Genomic DNA, 14,266 nt, shown 5'->3' on the forward strand with positions numbered 1-14,266 from the left:
TTTACTGGAGGAGATTACAAATGAAGAATTTACAGGATACAACTACATTGCATAATGGGATTGAAATGCCTTGGTTAGGACTCGGCGTATTTAGGGTGGAAGAAGGACCGGATCTTGTGAACGCGGTCAAATCAGCTATTGTAAATGGCTATCGCAGTATTGATACTGCATCTATTTACGGCAATGAAGAAGGCGTTGGAGAAGGAATTCGTGCAGGATTGAAGGAAGCAGGAATTGCGCGTGAAGATTTGTTTGTCACATCGAAAGTCTGGAACGCGGACTTAGGACTGGAGTCGACTATTACCGCTTATGAAACGAGTTTACAAAAATTAGGACTGGACTACTTGGATCTTTACTTAATCCACTGGCCAGTCGAAGAAAAATATCAGGACGCATGGAAAGCATTGGAAAGCCTTTATAAAACAGACCGCGTCAAAGCAATTGGCGTCAGCAATTTCCAGATTCATCATCTTGAAACGCTAATTGAAGAAGCTGAAATAAAACCAATGATCAACCAGGTGGAATACCATCCACGCTTGACACAGGAACCACTGCGAGTTTTTTGCCGCGACCAAGAAATTCAGTTAGAAGCATGGTCGCCTTTAATGGCAGGCGAATTATTGGACCAGCCTGACCTTCAAAAGATTGCTGATAAACACGGCAAATCTATTGCCCAGATTGTTGTTCGCTGGGACCTGCAGAATGGCGTGGTCACAATCCCAAAATCGACTAAAGAACATCGAATCATCGAGAATTCATCCGTTTTTGATTTCGAATTGACACCAGAAGACATGGACCAAATCTCAGCTCTAAACCAAAACAAACGAACAGGACCAGACCCAGACAACTTTGATTTTTAGCGGGACAGAGGGACCGGGACAGAGGGACGGTTCTTTTGTCCCAACCCCGCAGACAAAAGAATAGTGCATCAATACAATCAAACCGCGCAAGTATCCTACTTGCGCGGTTTGATTGTATTGCTTACATAATCTAGTTTAACTTGTTCATTTTGATAATCTCTCCTGTATTTAAGCCAATCCATGCCCATATGTCCCTACTGATTGTTTATAAAATTGATACTTTGACTAACAGCACTGTCGATATAGTCAATGATTTCGCTATTGTCATTTTCAAATAACTCTAATGGCTCATTTATTAAGTCTTCATCAGTTATAAAATCTTTTCTTAGTAAATCAACTAAAGTAGGCAAAAACTCTTCCTTATATCCATCAATTTTCACATCAGGAATAACGTGATGGTGAAAAGGTAGAGAATAATGTTTGATAATTCGTCCATTTAGTCTTTCAAAGTCACGATATGCGGTAAGTAATTTTTCTTTCCATTGTTCAAGAGATATGAATTCTACTTTCTTAAAATACATTTCTAACCAAACTCTATCTGAAATTAAATGGCATAAATAGCCAAGATAAAATGGTTCATTGATTACCTCTTTATATATTTTATAAAATCGCTCGTAGTTAATATAACATTTCCTTTTTCGTCTTTTTCTTTAAAATGAGTGACACTTTTAGGTACACCCATAAGCCCATGAATATCAGGAGCAATTCCTCCGAGTATAAAATCTGTCTTGTCTTCAAAACCAACCTGGTCAGCGATAATATCTGAAATACAATAGTGCATTATTCTTGAACCCAAGCAAATCATCCCTCCCCCGCAAATATGTATATGGTTTCGTGTACTGAGATTTTTTCCTATGTATTCTCAAATTCAAATGCAAACTAAAATAGCTGTTAGTTGAGTTTCAATCGTTGATAAATGACTTCTCCGTCACCCGAAAATCCCTCTATTTGAATTCCTTTTTCGCTATTGTTTTGTATAGAAAATATGTCATTGGATGTTAACAGATAAAACAAATTGTCGCCTTGTTTCCTGTTTATGATTTTAGCATCAGTACCGTTGATGGTTAGTTTCTCAATTTTTTTGTTCTTAACGATACCATAGAAAAACGTCGGTTCATCCTTAGTGGAACTAACTCCCCACGCGATATTTTCTGCATCTTTTGGTGAAGGAATCTCAGAACCTAATACTATTTCCCAGTCCGACCCGCTCTTCTTTAACAATTTTGCTCCGTACGTCTCAACTGGGGACTCTGTTTTATAAAATACTACATTTCCGCTTTTCGTTTCTGTCTCTTCAAGTATCTCTAATTGAGTCATATCATCTTCTAATACTTCCTCAACGCTATCTCCACAACCCGCTAGGAAGAAAACAAAGATCATTGCAGGCATTGCCCTTAACATTAAGGTCATATTCTTCCCCCTTACAACTTGTTCATCCTGATAATCTCTCCTACATTATGTCCGACCCACACCCCGAAAAATGGCAAGGCATTAAGTGGAAAATCCAACCTTGCAGAGTTTATACCTTTATCAAAAATGAAACTGGTAATAATAACACCTATAACACTGAAGATGATAATTTCAGCAATTTTTTTTCGTTTCCAGCGTTTCTCCCCCGAACGATCTCGGTCAAATTCCTGCACCCGTCTTCTTGTCTTCGTACCAAAAGATCTTCCCGTTATTAGTGTGTACAGCGAGACAGCAACTGCTATCCATGAAAGTATACAAGCTGCTCCAATTAGGACGTAAGACATTCCGTTCTCAGCCATATAACCAAACAACACGAATATCAACAGCATGAAGAAATTGTCTTGGACTAATTGTATCTTTTTTAAATGTATAACCTCTCTTATATCCCATTGCGTCCCTTCCATCTTATCCTCCCTTTCGATTTTGCAACTTCTCCGCTATTCAAAAAAGACACATGCACAAAAAGCTACGCCAGTACTTTTTACGTATTATCAGTTACTCCTTCAATCATATCTAGATAGTGATTATCTATAACCGACATTGGTTCTTTTATCTCATTTAGAATTTTTTCTACATTTCCCGTGTTATCATCAGTATTTTGATGAATAATCCGATATACCTCAACGATCGCTTCCAGTTTATCTTTTTCTTCACTACTGATCGAATAAGATTGATTTTCTAGAAATTTTATCGTCATGCTGTAGATAGCATCGTCAACATGAAATAAGCTGTATTGGAGTATATCCCAACCAGGTGTCTCATCTCTCAGATGTATCGTTGAAATGCCGCCTAAATATATATTTATACTGCTAGTTTCACCACTAACAATTCGCCACGAATTATCCAAATCAATTTTTATTTCGCTATTTTTTATATCTTTTTGCAAGTTGACGAACTCCTCAAGCCTATCAGCCAAATTTTCGCCTTTAACCGAGATAACGGATAAGTAGTCTTGATTTCTATTCTGAGTTTGACGTTCCAGGTGTGAGTACTCTAATTGTTTACAAATAGTAAAAGTAATGAATGCAACAATTATTATTAAAAATATATATTTTACTGATTTTTTCACTTTTGATTTAGCCATAAAATTCCCCTTGTTATAGTTTGAAACTAATTTTTCTGGTATTTTCTATACTATGTATTATTTTCTCAGCTTACCTGCTTGAACGAAGCATGCCTTTTCTTTATTGAAGTAACGCACCCGTTCGTTGAAGAAGCATTTTCGTGTTTGCACCGTTAAGCTTTAGTTCGATTCTTTCTCCTGTAATTTTTTTACAAATGCATTTAGTTCCTTTTCCTTGTTTGATTTAAAAATAATACCCTTATCATCCGTAATGATATACGTTGGAGAATCGTCATATAACCCTAACAATTCTTTCGTATTTTTAACGTCATTCGCATTTGATGTCATCACCACTGTTTGAAATTGAAAGTCTTCCGTCACACCTGGAGTACCATATTTTCCGTTTTCGTCAGGTTTACGATTGTAAACATAAAGCCCATATTCCCCTTTGTCTACTGTCATTTCCGCAACAATTTCTTCTTTCGAATAAGGAATAACCGCTATCTGTTCTGTATCATAGGTGGGCAGTTTTTCATGGTTTTTAAAAAGTGTTCCAACCGTAACCAGTTCTTTTTCATAATCTCCTTTAATCTCGATGGATACCTTTTGTCCCATTTTTAAATCATTAAACGCATCTACTTTACCCTTTACTACTGTATCTTTCGCTGCTTGAACAAGAAACGCTTCAATGTTTTTTTCATTTTCGTCAAAAGTCATCGTTTTCATTTGGTTCTCTCTCAATGTATCCCCTACGTAAACAACAACTGTTTGAGCTTCATGGTTTACCGCATGTATTTTTCCTTCGATAGAAACTGTCTCGTTAGTTGTACAACCCGTTAACAGTAAGCCTATAACTATCATGGTCCCAACATAAAACCTCATAAAAACCTCCTTATATTTAGTAACTGATAAAATTTTTTGAAGCAAAAGAAATGATTAAGAAATATATAACACCACCGACTATACCAAAACCAATAAAATACACTTGAATAAATCCATAAAACTATTTCACATCCAGATAAAGAAGTCTAATCCTTCTTCAAGTATTCTGCTACTTTAACTCAATAAGCCCCTGCCCTTGTTCTACTAAAGCACCCGTTTGTTGAACAAAAAATATGTCAATATTCTTCTTTAAAAGAATTCCATTTATCAGAATACTCCTTACCATTACTAATTATCAACTCTTTTGAAAGCACCTCCATATTTTTCAAATCATATTTGACAATATAATTTCCAAACGCTTCTTTATTTTTTGTTAACCCTCTTTCAAACTTGACAATACCTTCTGAATTTATTTCTGAACTGATTACAGTTTTATAGTCCTTGTCAACAAATGCCTCGAGAGCGGGGTTAAACGTTTCTAATTGCTCTTGTAATAGCATTTTCACTTCCTGTCTTTTTTCTTCTAATAATTTTTGGTTCGCCATAGAATTGTTTTGATAAAACATAAATACCACACTAAAAGCGACCAGCAATATAATAATAAAAAACACCAATTTATTTTTCATTTTTCCATCCCCCTTAATTAAATTAACTTTTTTTACTGATATATACCAATTCCCTTGTTCAACTAAACTGCTCCGTTAGTTGAAGAAAAAGTGCGTTCCTTATTGAGCTAAAGCACGCGTTAGCTTAACAAGCTGTGCCTTTAAAGGGCTACTTTCATCTATCATTAATTTATTTGTGTTTAAAAGTAACTAAATTGCATTTTTCACATCTAAATGCTGGGATTTTACTTACTTTAAACATGGCATCTCCTATTAATACTTCACTTCCAGAATCAAAAAAGATTGAATCAGCCGATTCTGACCAACAAATTCGGCGAGGAGAAAAAATATACCCGTGCTTTACCTCATTACTGCATTCAGGACATCTTATAGCATTGTTCATATTTAGTCATGCCACCTTTCGAATCTCCCTTATATTCATCTACTATTTTCCTTCTCAAACTTGCCTGCTCCGTTAGTCCCACCTCTTCATATTTAAATACTAACATAATATTCCATTAATAATATTGAATTTTCACAAAGAGAAAAGACGATCAATTTTGCTGATCGTCTTCCATAACTTGTTAAGCACCGTATGAACTATTTAATAAGTTGCTCATTAAATACACTTATTGAATAGATGTTTTCTTCTAATAAGTTACCAATTACTTGCTTCATGACATGCGGTTCTCGTAAATCCTCGTTTTTAAATGCTAAAAGATCATTAACTTTTATCCATTTACTGTCAGTAATTTCATCTTCTTCAAGATTTAATATACCTCCAGTAACCTCACCAATAAAATGAAAGAAAATTACTTGATTGTTCGTATTACTGATAAAATTATATATTCCAGTCGTGCCAATCAGTTTTACATCTAAGCCTGTTTCTTCTTTAACTTCCCTCCGAGCTGAATAAAGAATGTCCTCACCATACTCAATATGTCCACTCGGAAAGTTCCACTGATCAACAGCAGTAGGTTTATTCTCTTTTATAATTAAGACTCTATCATTATCAAAGATTGATACACTTGCTACTAATACAATTCCAGTTTGAGACATCCGTTACTCCTCAATTCTCTTTTAAAATTACATTTATCTTAATTATATAGAATAACTTATTCTTTACTAAGCCTAAAAGTAAACTTAGATTAAATTACTTAAGCCATTATTTCTTACCTTTTCGTTCTAAAAATATAGGTGCTATATTTAGCAATATAGAAACAATTGTCAAAAACCAATATGCTTTTGCCATACCAGGTATTACATCCGATAACGCCGACCAATCTTCCACTTTTACCCACCGATTTAGATTACTGTAATTTGCACAGTTTGTTAATGCTGTAAATGATAATGCCATCGCCATAGCAAGCTTATAATCTTTTCCTGCTGCATACAAAAGAAGATTTATAAAAGTTAATACTATTGCAATAATCCCTAATGTTACCCACATAACTATACCTCCATATATTTTTTAATTATGTCGTGATTGAATTCGCTTCCTCACATTTAAATATATTTACTATGTAAAAGTATATGCGCTGTTGAATTATCCTGATGTGATAGTTGAAGTAGAAATGCGTTCCTTATTGAACTAATGTAACCGTTCATTTAACAATTCATTAGTTGTTACTCTCTTTTTCAAAGTCTTTTTCATAAGTTTCTGCTTGCTCTAAAGGGTCAATCGAATTATCATTACTAAACCGACCAAAGTGTCTGTCAGGATGACCTAACATATAAGAGTATTTTTGTAGACGAATTTGCCTAATAATAAGTGATACGAAGGCACCCCCAATTGATATCAGTAATCCAGATTTGTAATTTAAAAATAATGATAGAAACAACAGAATTAATGATGGAACTCCAATCATCAATTGGATTTTTTTCATTGGATCTAACATCCTTTCATAAATAACTCGAAAATTGAATGAAACTTTTCTCCCAAATAATAAAGCAATCGTCCCTCTTTGTTCGAGAAACGCACCCGTTAGCACAATAAGGCTATTCTAATATAGAAACAGTGCTTTACAGTTTATTTAATCTTTAAATACACATCAGCAAATATCTGACTTAACGAGTGCCTTCTTTCTTCGCTCAATATATTATTTTCTTTCTAGCAAATAATCCATTTTCTTTTCAATTTCTTCTAAACGTCTTCGATTATATAATCCCAATAAAATTAATACTAGAAAAAGCATTGGAAATCCTACAACTACAAGTAACATAAATAATTGTTCTGCTATCATCCTAATTCCTCCTAAACCATAACCTTTATACATAATAGATGGTAAAGTACATTAAAATTTTCTTCCTCTGCTAGAGTTGAAAACTGTTATTTCTTCTTAACCCCTAACAACCCCAAAATCAAAAAAATGGATCATATAAATTACCAAAGAAACCACTTGATTCGAATTCAGGAACTTCGCCAGCCATGTTCCGAGAAGAACATCCCGAACTGTATAATAATAAATAAATACCTGTAATCTTACAAAACTTTGTTTCTATATTCCCTTCGCATTCCAGAAATTAATTTCAACTTTTTTATTCAATAATCCTGCTGATTTAGTGGAACAAGGTGCAATTCCTTATTCAATGAAAGCATCCGATAGTTGAAAAGCTTTTTACAATTTGAAATTGATTTGTAGTTTTTTTCTTAGAAAGTGTAAAAAGAAAATAAAGATAGTAACTATTATTAGGAATGCTGGATTCCCAATCATTCCAGAAAATCTAAGTAGAAGAATAACGCAAAAAAATGAGATACCGATAGTAAAATATAAACCTAATCTACTCATAAACTCTCCTTTCCAATTACACTAAACTGCTCCGTTAGTTGAAGAAGCAAAACATTTATTATTCCTCTTTTATCAAAATTGCCCTTGAAGCTTCTAATGTTATTAATTGTCCTCCTAACATAAAAACTGCCACTATTATTATCAAATCTCATAAAAAACCTCCATTTTATTTAACAATACTTTTCAACAAAACGCACCTTCAGTGGAAGTACTTACTTTTTGCCACGATTTCTCTTTAGAATTTTATAAACGAGAATACCAGCTAAAATACCCAATACTAAATAAATATAGATCTTAACATTGCCTTGTTCATAAAAAACTCTTTTAAATTCATATTTTTCTTCTCTATTTGCCTTTATATATCGACCATCAGATTCTTCAATGGCTATTGCTTCGTCCGTACTAACTCCTTCAATTGAATAGTATTTAGTACCTTTCTTATAAGCATTAGAGAAGTTGCCAGAATACTGTTCCATATCCGAATATCTTGTGACATGTCCAATTTCATCACCAATTTCTGTTGCATATTCATCATCACTTATCACATAAATATACCCGTCCCACACTACAAATGGGTATGCCCAAGATGTTGCCATTGCCTTACTTGGAGCAAAAGAAGTTAATAAAACAAATAATACCGTAATCAATAGTACATTCTTATATCTCAAACAAATCACCCCTACTTGGAATTGACTTTTGTTGCTTGTATAAGTGTCAATGATTGTTTTGTTTCACTAACTTGCTTCGTTAGTAAAATTTGATTAAATATCTCTTCCCAAAATGGTTTTCACTCGCTCTTGCTCTTCACCCTTATCCAAGTATTCAAAAAATCCAAGTCGGTTTCCCCAAGGATCAGTAAATGTTCCCCATTTTACTGGAACTTCTGGTCTTGCATGTATCTCAAAGCTATCAATAGTAAGTTCTTTTACAAGTCTTTCTCTTTCCGCCTCAATATTTGCAACACCTAATCGTAAAGGACCATTCGCTTCGGTAAGATTACCTTCTGCTACTTGTAACCAACAACCAGGAATAAGTTCCCACTCTGCAAAACCGTCGTGTGGAATAAAGTCGGGTTTTTTATTTAAAAGTGTTTCATACCACTTTTGTCCTTCTTTAATAGAAGATACTCGTATTTGAGTAGTCATCTCAAAAATCATATAAACCCCTCCGAATTGTGTTATATAAACGCTTACATCCGTTAATGAAAATCACTTGCCATATTTCCATCCAATTAGTGAAACAATTAGTCCAACTGCTGAAATCCCAAGACCAAATGATGTTGCTGAACCACTTGATGTTAGAATAAAAGCTATACCAAATAATGATATGGAAATACCTAAAAGTAATAAACGCATAACTTCCTCCCTATTACTCTCTCAACTTGTTCATTCTAACAATCTCTCCTATATTAGAGCCTACCCATACCCCAATAATTGGATAGGCATTAAGTGGAAACTCCACCCTTGCAGAGTTTATACCCATAACAAAAATTAAGACTGTAATAAAAACAGCGAAAGCAATCATGGCGACATTCCCAATTAATTGATGTCGCTTCCAACTTTTCTCTCCAGTACGTTTTCTATCAAATTCCTGTACCCGTCTATGTGTCTTCGTACCAAAATGTCTTCCTGTTATTAATGTGTACAGCGAGATAACTACAATAACCCATATAAGTGCACAAGATAATCCAATAAGGATGGATGACTCTCCGTTCTCAGCAAGATAGGCAAACAGCACAACATACAACAGCATGAAGAAATTGCTTTGGACTAATTGTATCTTTTTTAAATGCTTAATTTCTTGAATATCCCATTGTATTTCATCCATTTTATCCTCCCTTTCGAATTGAGAACTCCTTTAACTCTACTTCTCTGAGTGAGAAAGTCTCGAACACTTTAAAGCCGTAAAATGAAAAATAGTAATATAAAACCAATTGTCATAACCTTTTATTCGTCAATATTAAGCATCTTGTAATAAGTGAAAATAATGGTGGCAAGACCAATCCCGAAAAGTATACTTCCAGCAGCCAAGAAAGTATTTGTATAGCCTTCAATTACAATTTGGTATTTTCCAGTATCTGCTCCACCTTCATTGCGTAGCCAATTTAAAGCAACTGATTTTCCAAAATACACACTGAAAAATAGTAATATTAAACCAATTCCAGTTATTAAAGAACCTAAAGCAACTAAACCTTTTAATTTATCTTTTCTCATTTTACTTCCTCCAATCTCTTCTTTTACTAAACTGCTCCATTAGTTCAATAAGTCATGCCTTCCTATTCAAGTAAAACTAATAAATCAATTAATCACAATAAAAACTGCACACAATCCTAAGCCTATCCACGTAAAACCCATGATTTTGTCTTCTTTTTTTATAGTATTTATTCCTATAGCAAAACACATCAACGATAAATGAGAATAAAATATGTATGCAGGTAACTCGTTAATATAAATATGATAGAGATAAATACCAATGGTCAAGAGTACAAGATAATGAAATATCCAAAACTTAAAGTGGAATAATACTTTATTAAAAAAATCAAAAATACCTTTCAACAAAATACCTCCTTAGACCCGTTCGCTATACAAAAAGACCTACACAATAATGGCATAAGTCATTTTTTCTTACCTCTTCGTTCCAAAAATATAGGTGCTATATTCAGCAAGATAGAAACAATTGTCAAAAACCAAAATGCCCTTGCAATACCAGGTATTACATCCGATAACGCCGACCAATCTTCCGCTTTTACCCACCGAGTTAGGAAACTGTAATCTGCACAAACTGTTAATGCTGTAAATGATAATGCCAACGCCATAGCAAGCTTATAATCCTTTCCTGCTGCATACAAAAGAAGGTTTATAACAGTTAATACTATTGCAATAATCCCTAATGTTAGCCACATTACTATACCTCCATCTATTTCATCAAACTGTTCCTAATTAAGAATTCACCATCAAATTGAATTGGAATACCAATACCATTTTTTTCAGCGTGGATATGTAAATGAGGTTCACTGGTATTACCAGAATTTCCAACTAGACCAATGGGTTCCAGTTTTTTAACGCTATCCCCTTCAGATACTTTTACACTGTCTTTTTGCATATGAGCTATATAGACAACAGCATCATCATTATCATCACAAGACATTGCAACATAATTTCCTTCCGGGTGTTCTGCGTCCATTTCAGAAGGATTCAAGTCAGGCAGATGACTTCTTGACTCTAACACTTCTCCATCGCATGGACTATAAAGCGTTTCTCCATAAATCATGTATTTATTTAATTCCTGAGGATAAAAACCAGCTGCTCGGCTACCAAATCCATTTAACTCTACAATATCAAGAGCAAACTGTTGAGGTTCGTAAGCATTATGGTAATTCAGCTGCGTGTCGCTCCCGCCATGAGCAACATAGTAGTTGCCATTCTTTAATGGAAAAGATAATTCAATTGCTTGTTGTTGTGTAGAATATCCTGTAATAGCACTAACATTATAGATACCAAAAACAATAATAAGAACGGCATAAATCCCCGTGTTTATTTTTTGTTTTCGAGTTAGTTTTATATAAAAAGGTAACTGGATTCTTTTTTTCCAAGAGAAGAAAATGCTTACGAACAATAATAAAATTAAAACATATCTGACGTAATAACTAATCCAATCCCAGCGTCCAGTTTGATATGCCCAACCAACAATCATAACAGTAGCTATCATTTTAATTATCCATTCGAACTTACTTTCATCCTTTTCTTTCCATAACATTATGATAAAACTAAGAGGCAGGATCAATTGAATTACTACAATTTGTAACAGAGCCGAAAGCAATAGCGATTCCCTCCTTGTCAGATTTATATTGGTTTATAAACAGTTTATATTTGGAATTTTTCGAATGTAGCACCATTATTATAATCAATACGGTTAACCTAACATTTTAGTTTCAATTGATACTGAAACTTACCTTTATTGAACTAAACCGCCCGTTTAATGAATGAAGACTATTTATAATGAAATACTCATAGTAATTGTTCTGTTTTTAAAGCCCAGACTTTCATATATCTTAATTGCTTGATTTCCATCAAATACGCTTAAACGAATTTCTGAGTATCCTTCTTGTCTCAATTGTTCAACCCCTGTTTTAATCAATTGTTTTGAAATACCTTTACCTCTGTATTCCTCTATAACAAATAATTCATAAATAAATCCGAGTGTCTTATCTAAAAACTGATCTTTACTTCTTCCTATGAGAATCCAACCCGTTATTACATTGTTTTCAGTTGATATTAAATAATAACTCCCCTTCTTTAAAAGAGGTTCTACCAGTTGTTTTGCTTTTTCAATCGTTGGTTCTGCTTCACCTAAAGTTCCCTCAAATATCGCTTGTGGAGAAAGTTCTACTATCTTTTCAATTTCTACCTCATTTGGTTTTCTTATGTCCACTTATCAACTCAACCCTTCCAATAATTTTCTGATTTAACGTAAAATTCCAATAATTATTTAAATTAAAAAATTAGGGCCGCAGTAATCGACGATACTTTGTTAAACGCTTGCACCCGTTAATGAAAATCATTTGTCACTATTAATTTAATTATGAAGTTTTGTTTTTTTCTTCCAATTGATGAACTCTTTTCTCTAATTCCTTAATACGTTTACTAGACTTAATACCCGCATGTATTATCTTTTTTAGAACAAAATAAATCAAATAAACTAACAAAAATAGAAGTAGTAAACATATAATGAAATTTATAATATTAAAACTAGCCACATTCTGCCTCCTTATTTTAAACTCGAACCGTTCGGCCAGATTCGATTTTTCGCAATACTATATTTTTTATCATAAGCCTAGAACCCCTCTTGAAATCATCTCCCCGTCATCCTCCCGCATAACTCATTCCATTCTGTTCATAATAATCATCAGGAGGCGATAACATGCATGAAAGTAATGATGAATCAAACATTAAAGAATACGGTCTTGCCCATCTTTCCGAGGAGCAAAAGCAGCTTCTTGATAAAGTCGAAAAAACCACAGGGCTTGTATTAGTAGCGTACGACAATAGCGGCGAGATGAGCGTGTGACAACTGAATGAGGTCAAATACATTAGGTATTCTGCTAAAATAGGGATACCTTTTTCGCTGTTTTGACGCAACTAAATTTATAGGAAAAGATGTTTTATTATCGCACCCGCAAATCCCACCTATATTTTCTGCAGAAGAGTAACTTTGAAATCACTCGGTTCTTTCAACCCATAACCTACTGTCCGATCCATGCCAACAAGTGCCAGCCAAATTAGACCTAGTGCCAGTAAAAGAATGAAAAACATCCACCAGCTGACTCCCGCTTGAGAATAGAAGTAAAGCGCGGTTACAAGCACACCTAACCCTTCCATATGTAAAATTAATTTGTTCAATAAATAACCTCCTGCATGTTCCTAAGCTTTCACTTCTCCAAGAGTGCTTCAATCTGATTTACACTTATAAATTGTTGTTCATCCCCATCAACTTTCCAGCCACTATTTGTTTTAATGAGACGCATTTGCCCAAAAAAACCTCTTATATGCGTATATAAATCTTTGTTAATCGGTTCAAATACAATTTCAATCGTATAATCAATATTGACTTCGTCCGTTTCAGTATCTATATCCGTTTGTTTAACAGAAATATCATTCACCGTAATTTTGGAAACAGTGTTTTCAACTAAATCTAAATATCTGGCTTTTCCATTCAGTGATAGCTGCATTATTTGATTTCCTGTGGCATAATCCTTAAATCTATTTTCTATATCTAGTTGGTTCTCACGAATATCCATCGAAGGATCATCTCCATATGGATACGTATATTCCATCATCTTGAATAGTCTAGCCGTCCTAATTATTTCTCTTTTTTCTTGTCGGTGTTGATCTTTTAATAAATTATCCTTTTCTTTCCGTAACGTGTCTTTCTCTTGTTCTAAGGTTTTTACCTCTTTCGCCATACTTTGTGCATCACTACTTTGTGTATAGAAATTTACAGCTAGTATAAACAACAGAATGACACATATACCTCCAAGCACTTTTTTACTCATAGACATCCCCCATCCTTACACGGTTAATTATATACATAAATTCCTTTATTCACAATTATAAGTTAAATTATTGTGGTGGGACAGAGGGACGGTTCTCTTGTCCCACTTTCCAATAATCGCCAAAGGCTTTATACTCGTACAAATGGAGGTGATTTCTGTGCAAAGGCTAATATTTGAATCCAAATGGGATAAGACGATTGCAGAGCAGGACCGGGACCGGATTAAACAGATTTTCAACAATGCCGATTTAGCACCCGATATAAATATCCAATTTACTCCCATTTCACAAGCAAAAAATCATCGAGGCGAACTATTGGTGATGGTTTTGATTCATAATACGAGCAACGAGGATTTTTCCTTTCTTGATCGACGTCTGTCATACATTGTAAATGAAACTGTGTTCGCTGCGCATACTTTTTCGTATTCATTAACCGTGGAAAAACAAACGAGCATGCCTTGGACGTTTATTTTTCCTAGGGATAGTTTTAGTAGTTCTGAAGACTTCAAGGGCGGAGTGCTATGCTTCACCGATAAGTGACTGGGAC

26 protein-coding genes are annotated in these 14,266 nt (G+C 34.2%); 3 read left to right on the plus strand and 23 right to left on the minus strand.

Annotation, left to right across the window (positions count from 1 at the left end; genetic code table 11):
• Positions 1-20 precede the first annotated feature (20 nt).
• Positions 21-860: an aldo/keto reductase gene (locus tag VBD025_RS15995; protein ID WP_430787264.1), complete on the plus strand. Its 840-nt coding sequence runs from the start codon at positions 21-23 to the stop codon at positions 858-860.
• 194 nt (positions 861-1,054) lie between these two features.
• On the opposite strand, the gene VBD025_RS16000 is transcribed toward VBD025_RS15995, so the two are convergent.
• The 21 genes from VBD025_RS16000 to VBD025_RS16100 form a co-directional block, all read right to left on the minus strand.
• Positions 1,055-1,381, minus strand: a complete 327-nt coding sequence (locus tag VBD025_RS16000; RefSeq protein ID WP_430787266.1) for a hypothetical protein — start codon at positions 1,379-1,381, stop codon at positions 1,055-1,057.
• A gap of 62 nt (positions 1,382-1,443) precedes the next feature.
• Positions 1,444-1,656, minus strand: a complete 213-nt coding sequence (locus VBD025_RS16005; protein WP_430787268.1) for a hypothetical protein — start codon at positions 1,654-1,656, stop codon at positions 1,444-1,446.
• A gap of 95 nt (positions 1,657-1,751) precedes the next feature.
• A complete protein-coding gene (locus VBD025_RS16010; RefSeq protein ID WP_430787270.1) occupies positions 1,752-2,270 on the minus strand; it encodes a hypothetical protein in 519 nt (172 codons plus the stop codon).
• An 11-nt stretch (positions 2,271-2,281) separates the two neighbouring features.
• Positions 2,282-2,734 (minus strand): hypothetical protein, encoded by a 453-nt coding sequence (locus VBD025_RS16015; RefSeq protein ID WP_430787272.1) that lies wholly within the window; start codon positions 2,732-2,734, stop codon positions 2,282-2,284.
• 77 nt (positions 2,735-2,811) lie between these two features.
• Entirely contained in the window at positions 2,812-3,414 is a 603-nt protein-coding gene (locus tag VBD025_RS16020; RefSeq protein WP_430787274.1) for a hypothetical protein, read from the minus strand.
• Positions 3,415-3,573: 159 nt separating this feature from the next.
• Positions 3,574-4,275, minus strand: a complete 702-nt coding sequence (locus VBD025_RS16025) for a hypothetical protein (protein ID WP_430787276.1) — start codon at positions 4,273-4,275, stop codon at positions 3,574-3,576.
• Positions 4,276-4,511: 236 nt separating this feature from the next.
• Positions 4,512-4,901 (minus strand): hypothetical protein, encoded by a 390-nt coding sequence (locus VBD025_RS16030; protein WP_430787278.1) that lies wholly within the window; start codon positions 4,899-4,901, stop codon positions 4,512-4,514.
• A gap of 169 nt (positions 4,902-5,070) precedes the next feature.
• Complete coding sequence (locus VBD025_RS16035) at positions 5,071-5,283, minus strand: PF20097 family protein (RefSeq protein WP_430787280.1); 213 nt, start codon at positions 5,281-5,283, stop codon at positions 5,071-5,073.
• Between the two features lie 197 nt (positions 5,284-5,480).
• Positions 5,481-5,939 (minus strand): NUDIX hydrolase, encoded by a 459-nt coding sequence (locus tag VBD025_RS16040; protein WP_430787282.1) that lies wholly within the window; start codon positions 5,937-5,939, stop codon positions 5,481-5,483.
• 106 nt (positions 5,940-6,045) lie between these two features.
• Positions 6,046-6,330, minus strand: a complete 285-nt coding sequence (locus VBD025_RS16045; RefSeq protein WP_430787284.1) for a hypothetical protein — start codon at positions 6,328-6,330, stop codon at positions 6,046-6,048.
• Positions 6,331-6,499: 169 nt separating this feature from the next.
• A complete protein-coding gene (locus VBD025_RS16050; RefSeq protein WP_430787286.1) occupies positions 6,500-6,766 on the minus strand; it encodes a hypothetical protein in 267 nt (88 codons plus the stop codon).
• Positions 6,767-6,979: 213 nt separating this feature from the next.
• Positions 6,980-7,123, minus strand: coding sequence for a hypothetical protein (locus tag VBD025_RS16055; protein WP_430787288.1), 144 nt, complete (start codon positions 7,121-7,123; stop codon positions 6,980-6,982).
• Positions 7,124-7,881: 758 nt separating this feature from the next.
• Positions 7,882-8,337 (minus strand): hypothetical protein, encoded by a 456-nt coding sequence (locus tag VBD025_RS16060; protein WP_430787290.1) that lies wholly within the window; start codon positions 8,335-8,337, stop codon positions 7,882-7,884.
• A gap of 93 nt (positions 8,338-8,430) precedes the next feature.
• Positions 8,431-8,826 carry a VOC family protein gene (locus VBD025_RS16065; RefSeq protein WP_430787292.1) on the minus strand — a complete coding sequence of 132 codons (396 nt, stop codon included), beginning with the start codon at positions 8,824-8,826 and terminating at the stop codon, positions 8,431-8,433.
• 51 nt (positions 8,827-8,877) lie between these two features.
• Positions 8,878-9,024 (minus strand): hypothetical protein, encoded by a 147-nt coding sequence (locus tag VBD025_RS16070; protein ID WP_430787294.1) that lies wholly within the window; start codon positions 9,022-9,024, stop codon positions 8,878-8,880.
• A 13-nt stretch (positions 9,025-9,037) separates the two neighbouring features.
• Entirely contained in the window at positions 9,038-9,496 is a 459-nt protein-coding gene (locus VBD025_RS16075) for a hypothetical protein (protein WP_430787296.1), read from the minus strand.
• A 119-nt stretch (positions 9,497-9,615) separates the two neighbouring features.
• Complete coding sequence (locus VBD025_RS16080) at positions 9,616-9,882, minus strand: hypothetical protein (protein WP_430787298.1); 267 nt, start codon at positions 9,880-9,882, stop codon at positions 9,616-9,618.
• Positions 9,883-9,966: 84 nt separating this feature from the next.
• Positions 9,967-10,071 carry a hypothetical protein gene (locus VBD025_RS16085; protein WP_430791458.1) on the minus strand — a complete coding sequence of 35 codons (105 nt, stop codon included), beginning with the start codon at positions 10,069-10,071 and terminating at the stop codon, positions 9,967-9,969.
• Between the two features lie 212 nt (positions 10,072-10,283).
• Positions 10,284-10,571: a hypothetical protein gene (locus tag VBD025_RS16090; protein WP_430787300.1), complete on the minus strand. Its 288-nt coding sequence runs from the start codon at positions 10,569-10,571 to the stop codon at positions 10,284-10,286.
• 14 nt (positions 10,572-10,585) lie between these two features.
• A complete protein-coding gene (locus tag VBD025_RS16095; protein ID WP_430787302.1) occupies positions 10,586-11,425 on the minus strand; it encodes a M23 family metallopeptidase in 840 nt (279 codons plus the stop codon).
• Positions 11,426-11,662: 237 nt separating this feature from the next.
• A complete protein-coding gene (locus VBD025_RS16100; RefSeq protein WP_430787304.1) occupies positions 11,663-12,100 on the minus strand; it encodes a GNAT family N-acetyltransferase in 438 nt (145 codons plus the stop codon).
• A 489-nt stretch (positions 12,101-12,589) separates the two neighbouring features.
• Between VBD025_RS16100 and VBD025_RS16105 the strand changes: the two genes are divergently transcribed.
• Positions 12,590-12,736, plus strand: coding sequence for a hypothetical protein (locus VBD025_RS16105; protein ID WP_430787306.1), 147 nt, complete (start codon positions 12,590-12,592; stop codon positions 12,734-12,736).
• A 119-nt stretch (positions 12,737-12,855) separates the two neighbouring features.
• Here VBD025_RS16105 and VBD025_RS16110 read toward each other — a convergent pair whose 3' ends face one another.
• Together VBD025_RS16110 and VBD025_RS16115 are read right to left on the minus strand one after the other, a co-directional pair.
• Positions 12,856-13,068 (minus strand): DUF4260 family protein, encoded by a 213-nt coding sequence (locus tag VBD025_RS16110; RefSeq protein ID WP_430787308.1) that lies wholly within the window; start codon positions 13,066-13,068, stop codon positions 12,856-12,858.
• A 29-nt stretch (positions 13,069-13,097) separates the two neighbouring features.
• Positions 13,098-13,721, minus strand: coding sequence for a hypothetical protein (locus VBD025_RS16115; RefSeq protein ID WP_430787310.1), 624 nt, complete (start codon positions 13,719-13,721; stop codon positions 13,098-13,100).
• A gap of 157 nt (positions 13,722-13,878) precedes the next feature.
• Between VBD025_RS16115 and VBD025_RS16120 the strand changes: the two genes are divergently transcribed.
• A complete protein-coding gene (locus tag VBD025_RS16120) occupies positions 13,879-14,259 on the plus strand; it encodes an SLAP domain-containing protein (RefSeq protein ID WP_430787312.1) in 381 nt (126 codons plus the stop codon).
• The last annotated feature ends 7 nt before the right edge of the window (positions 14,260-14,266 follow it).

It is taken from the genome of Virgibacillus flavescens, assembly GCF_050574275.1.
GTDB classification, from domain to species: domain Bacteria; phylum Bacillota; class Bacilli; order Bacillales; family Amphibacillaceae; genus Virgibacillus_F; species Virgibacillus_F flavescens.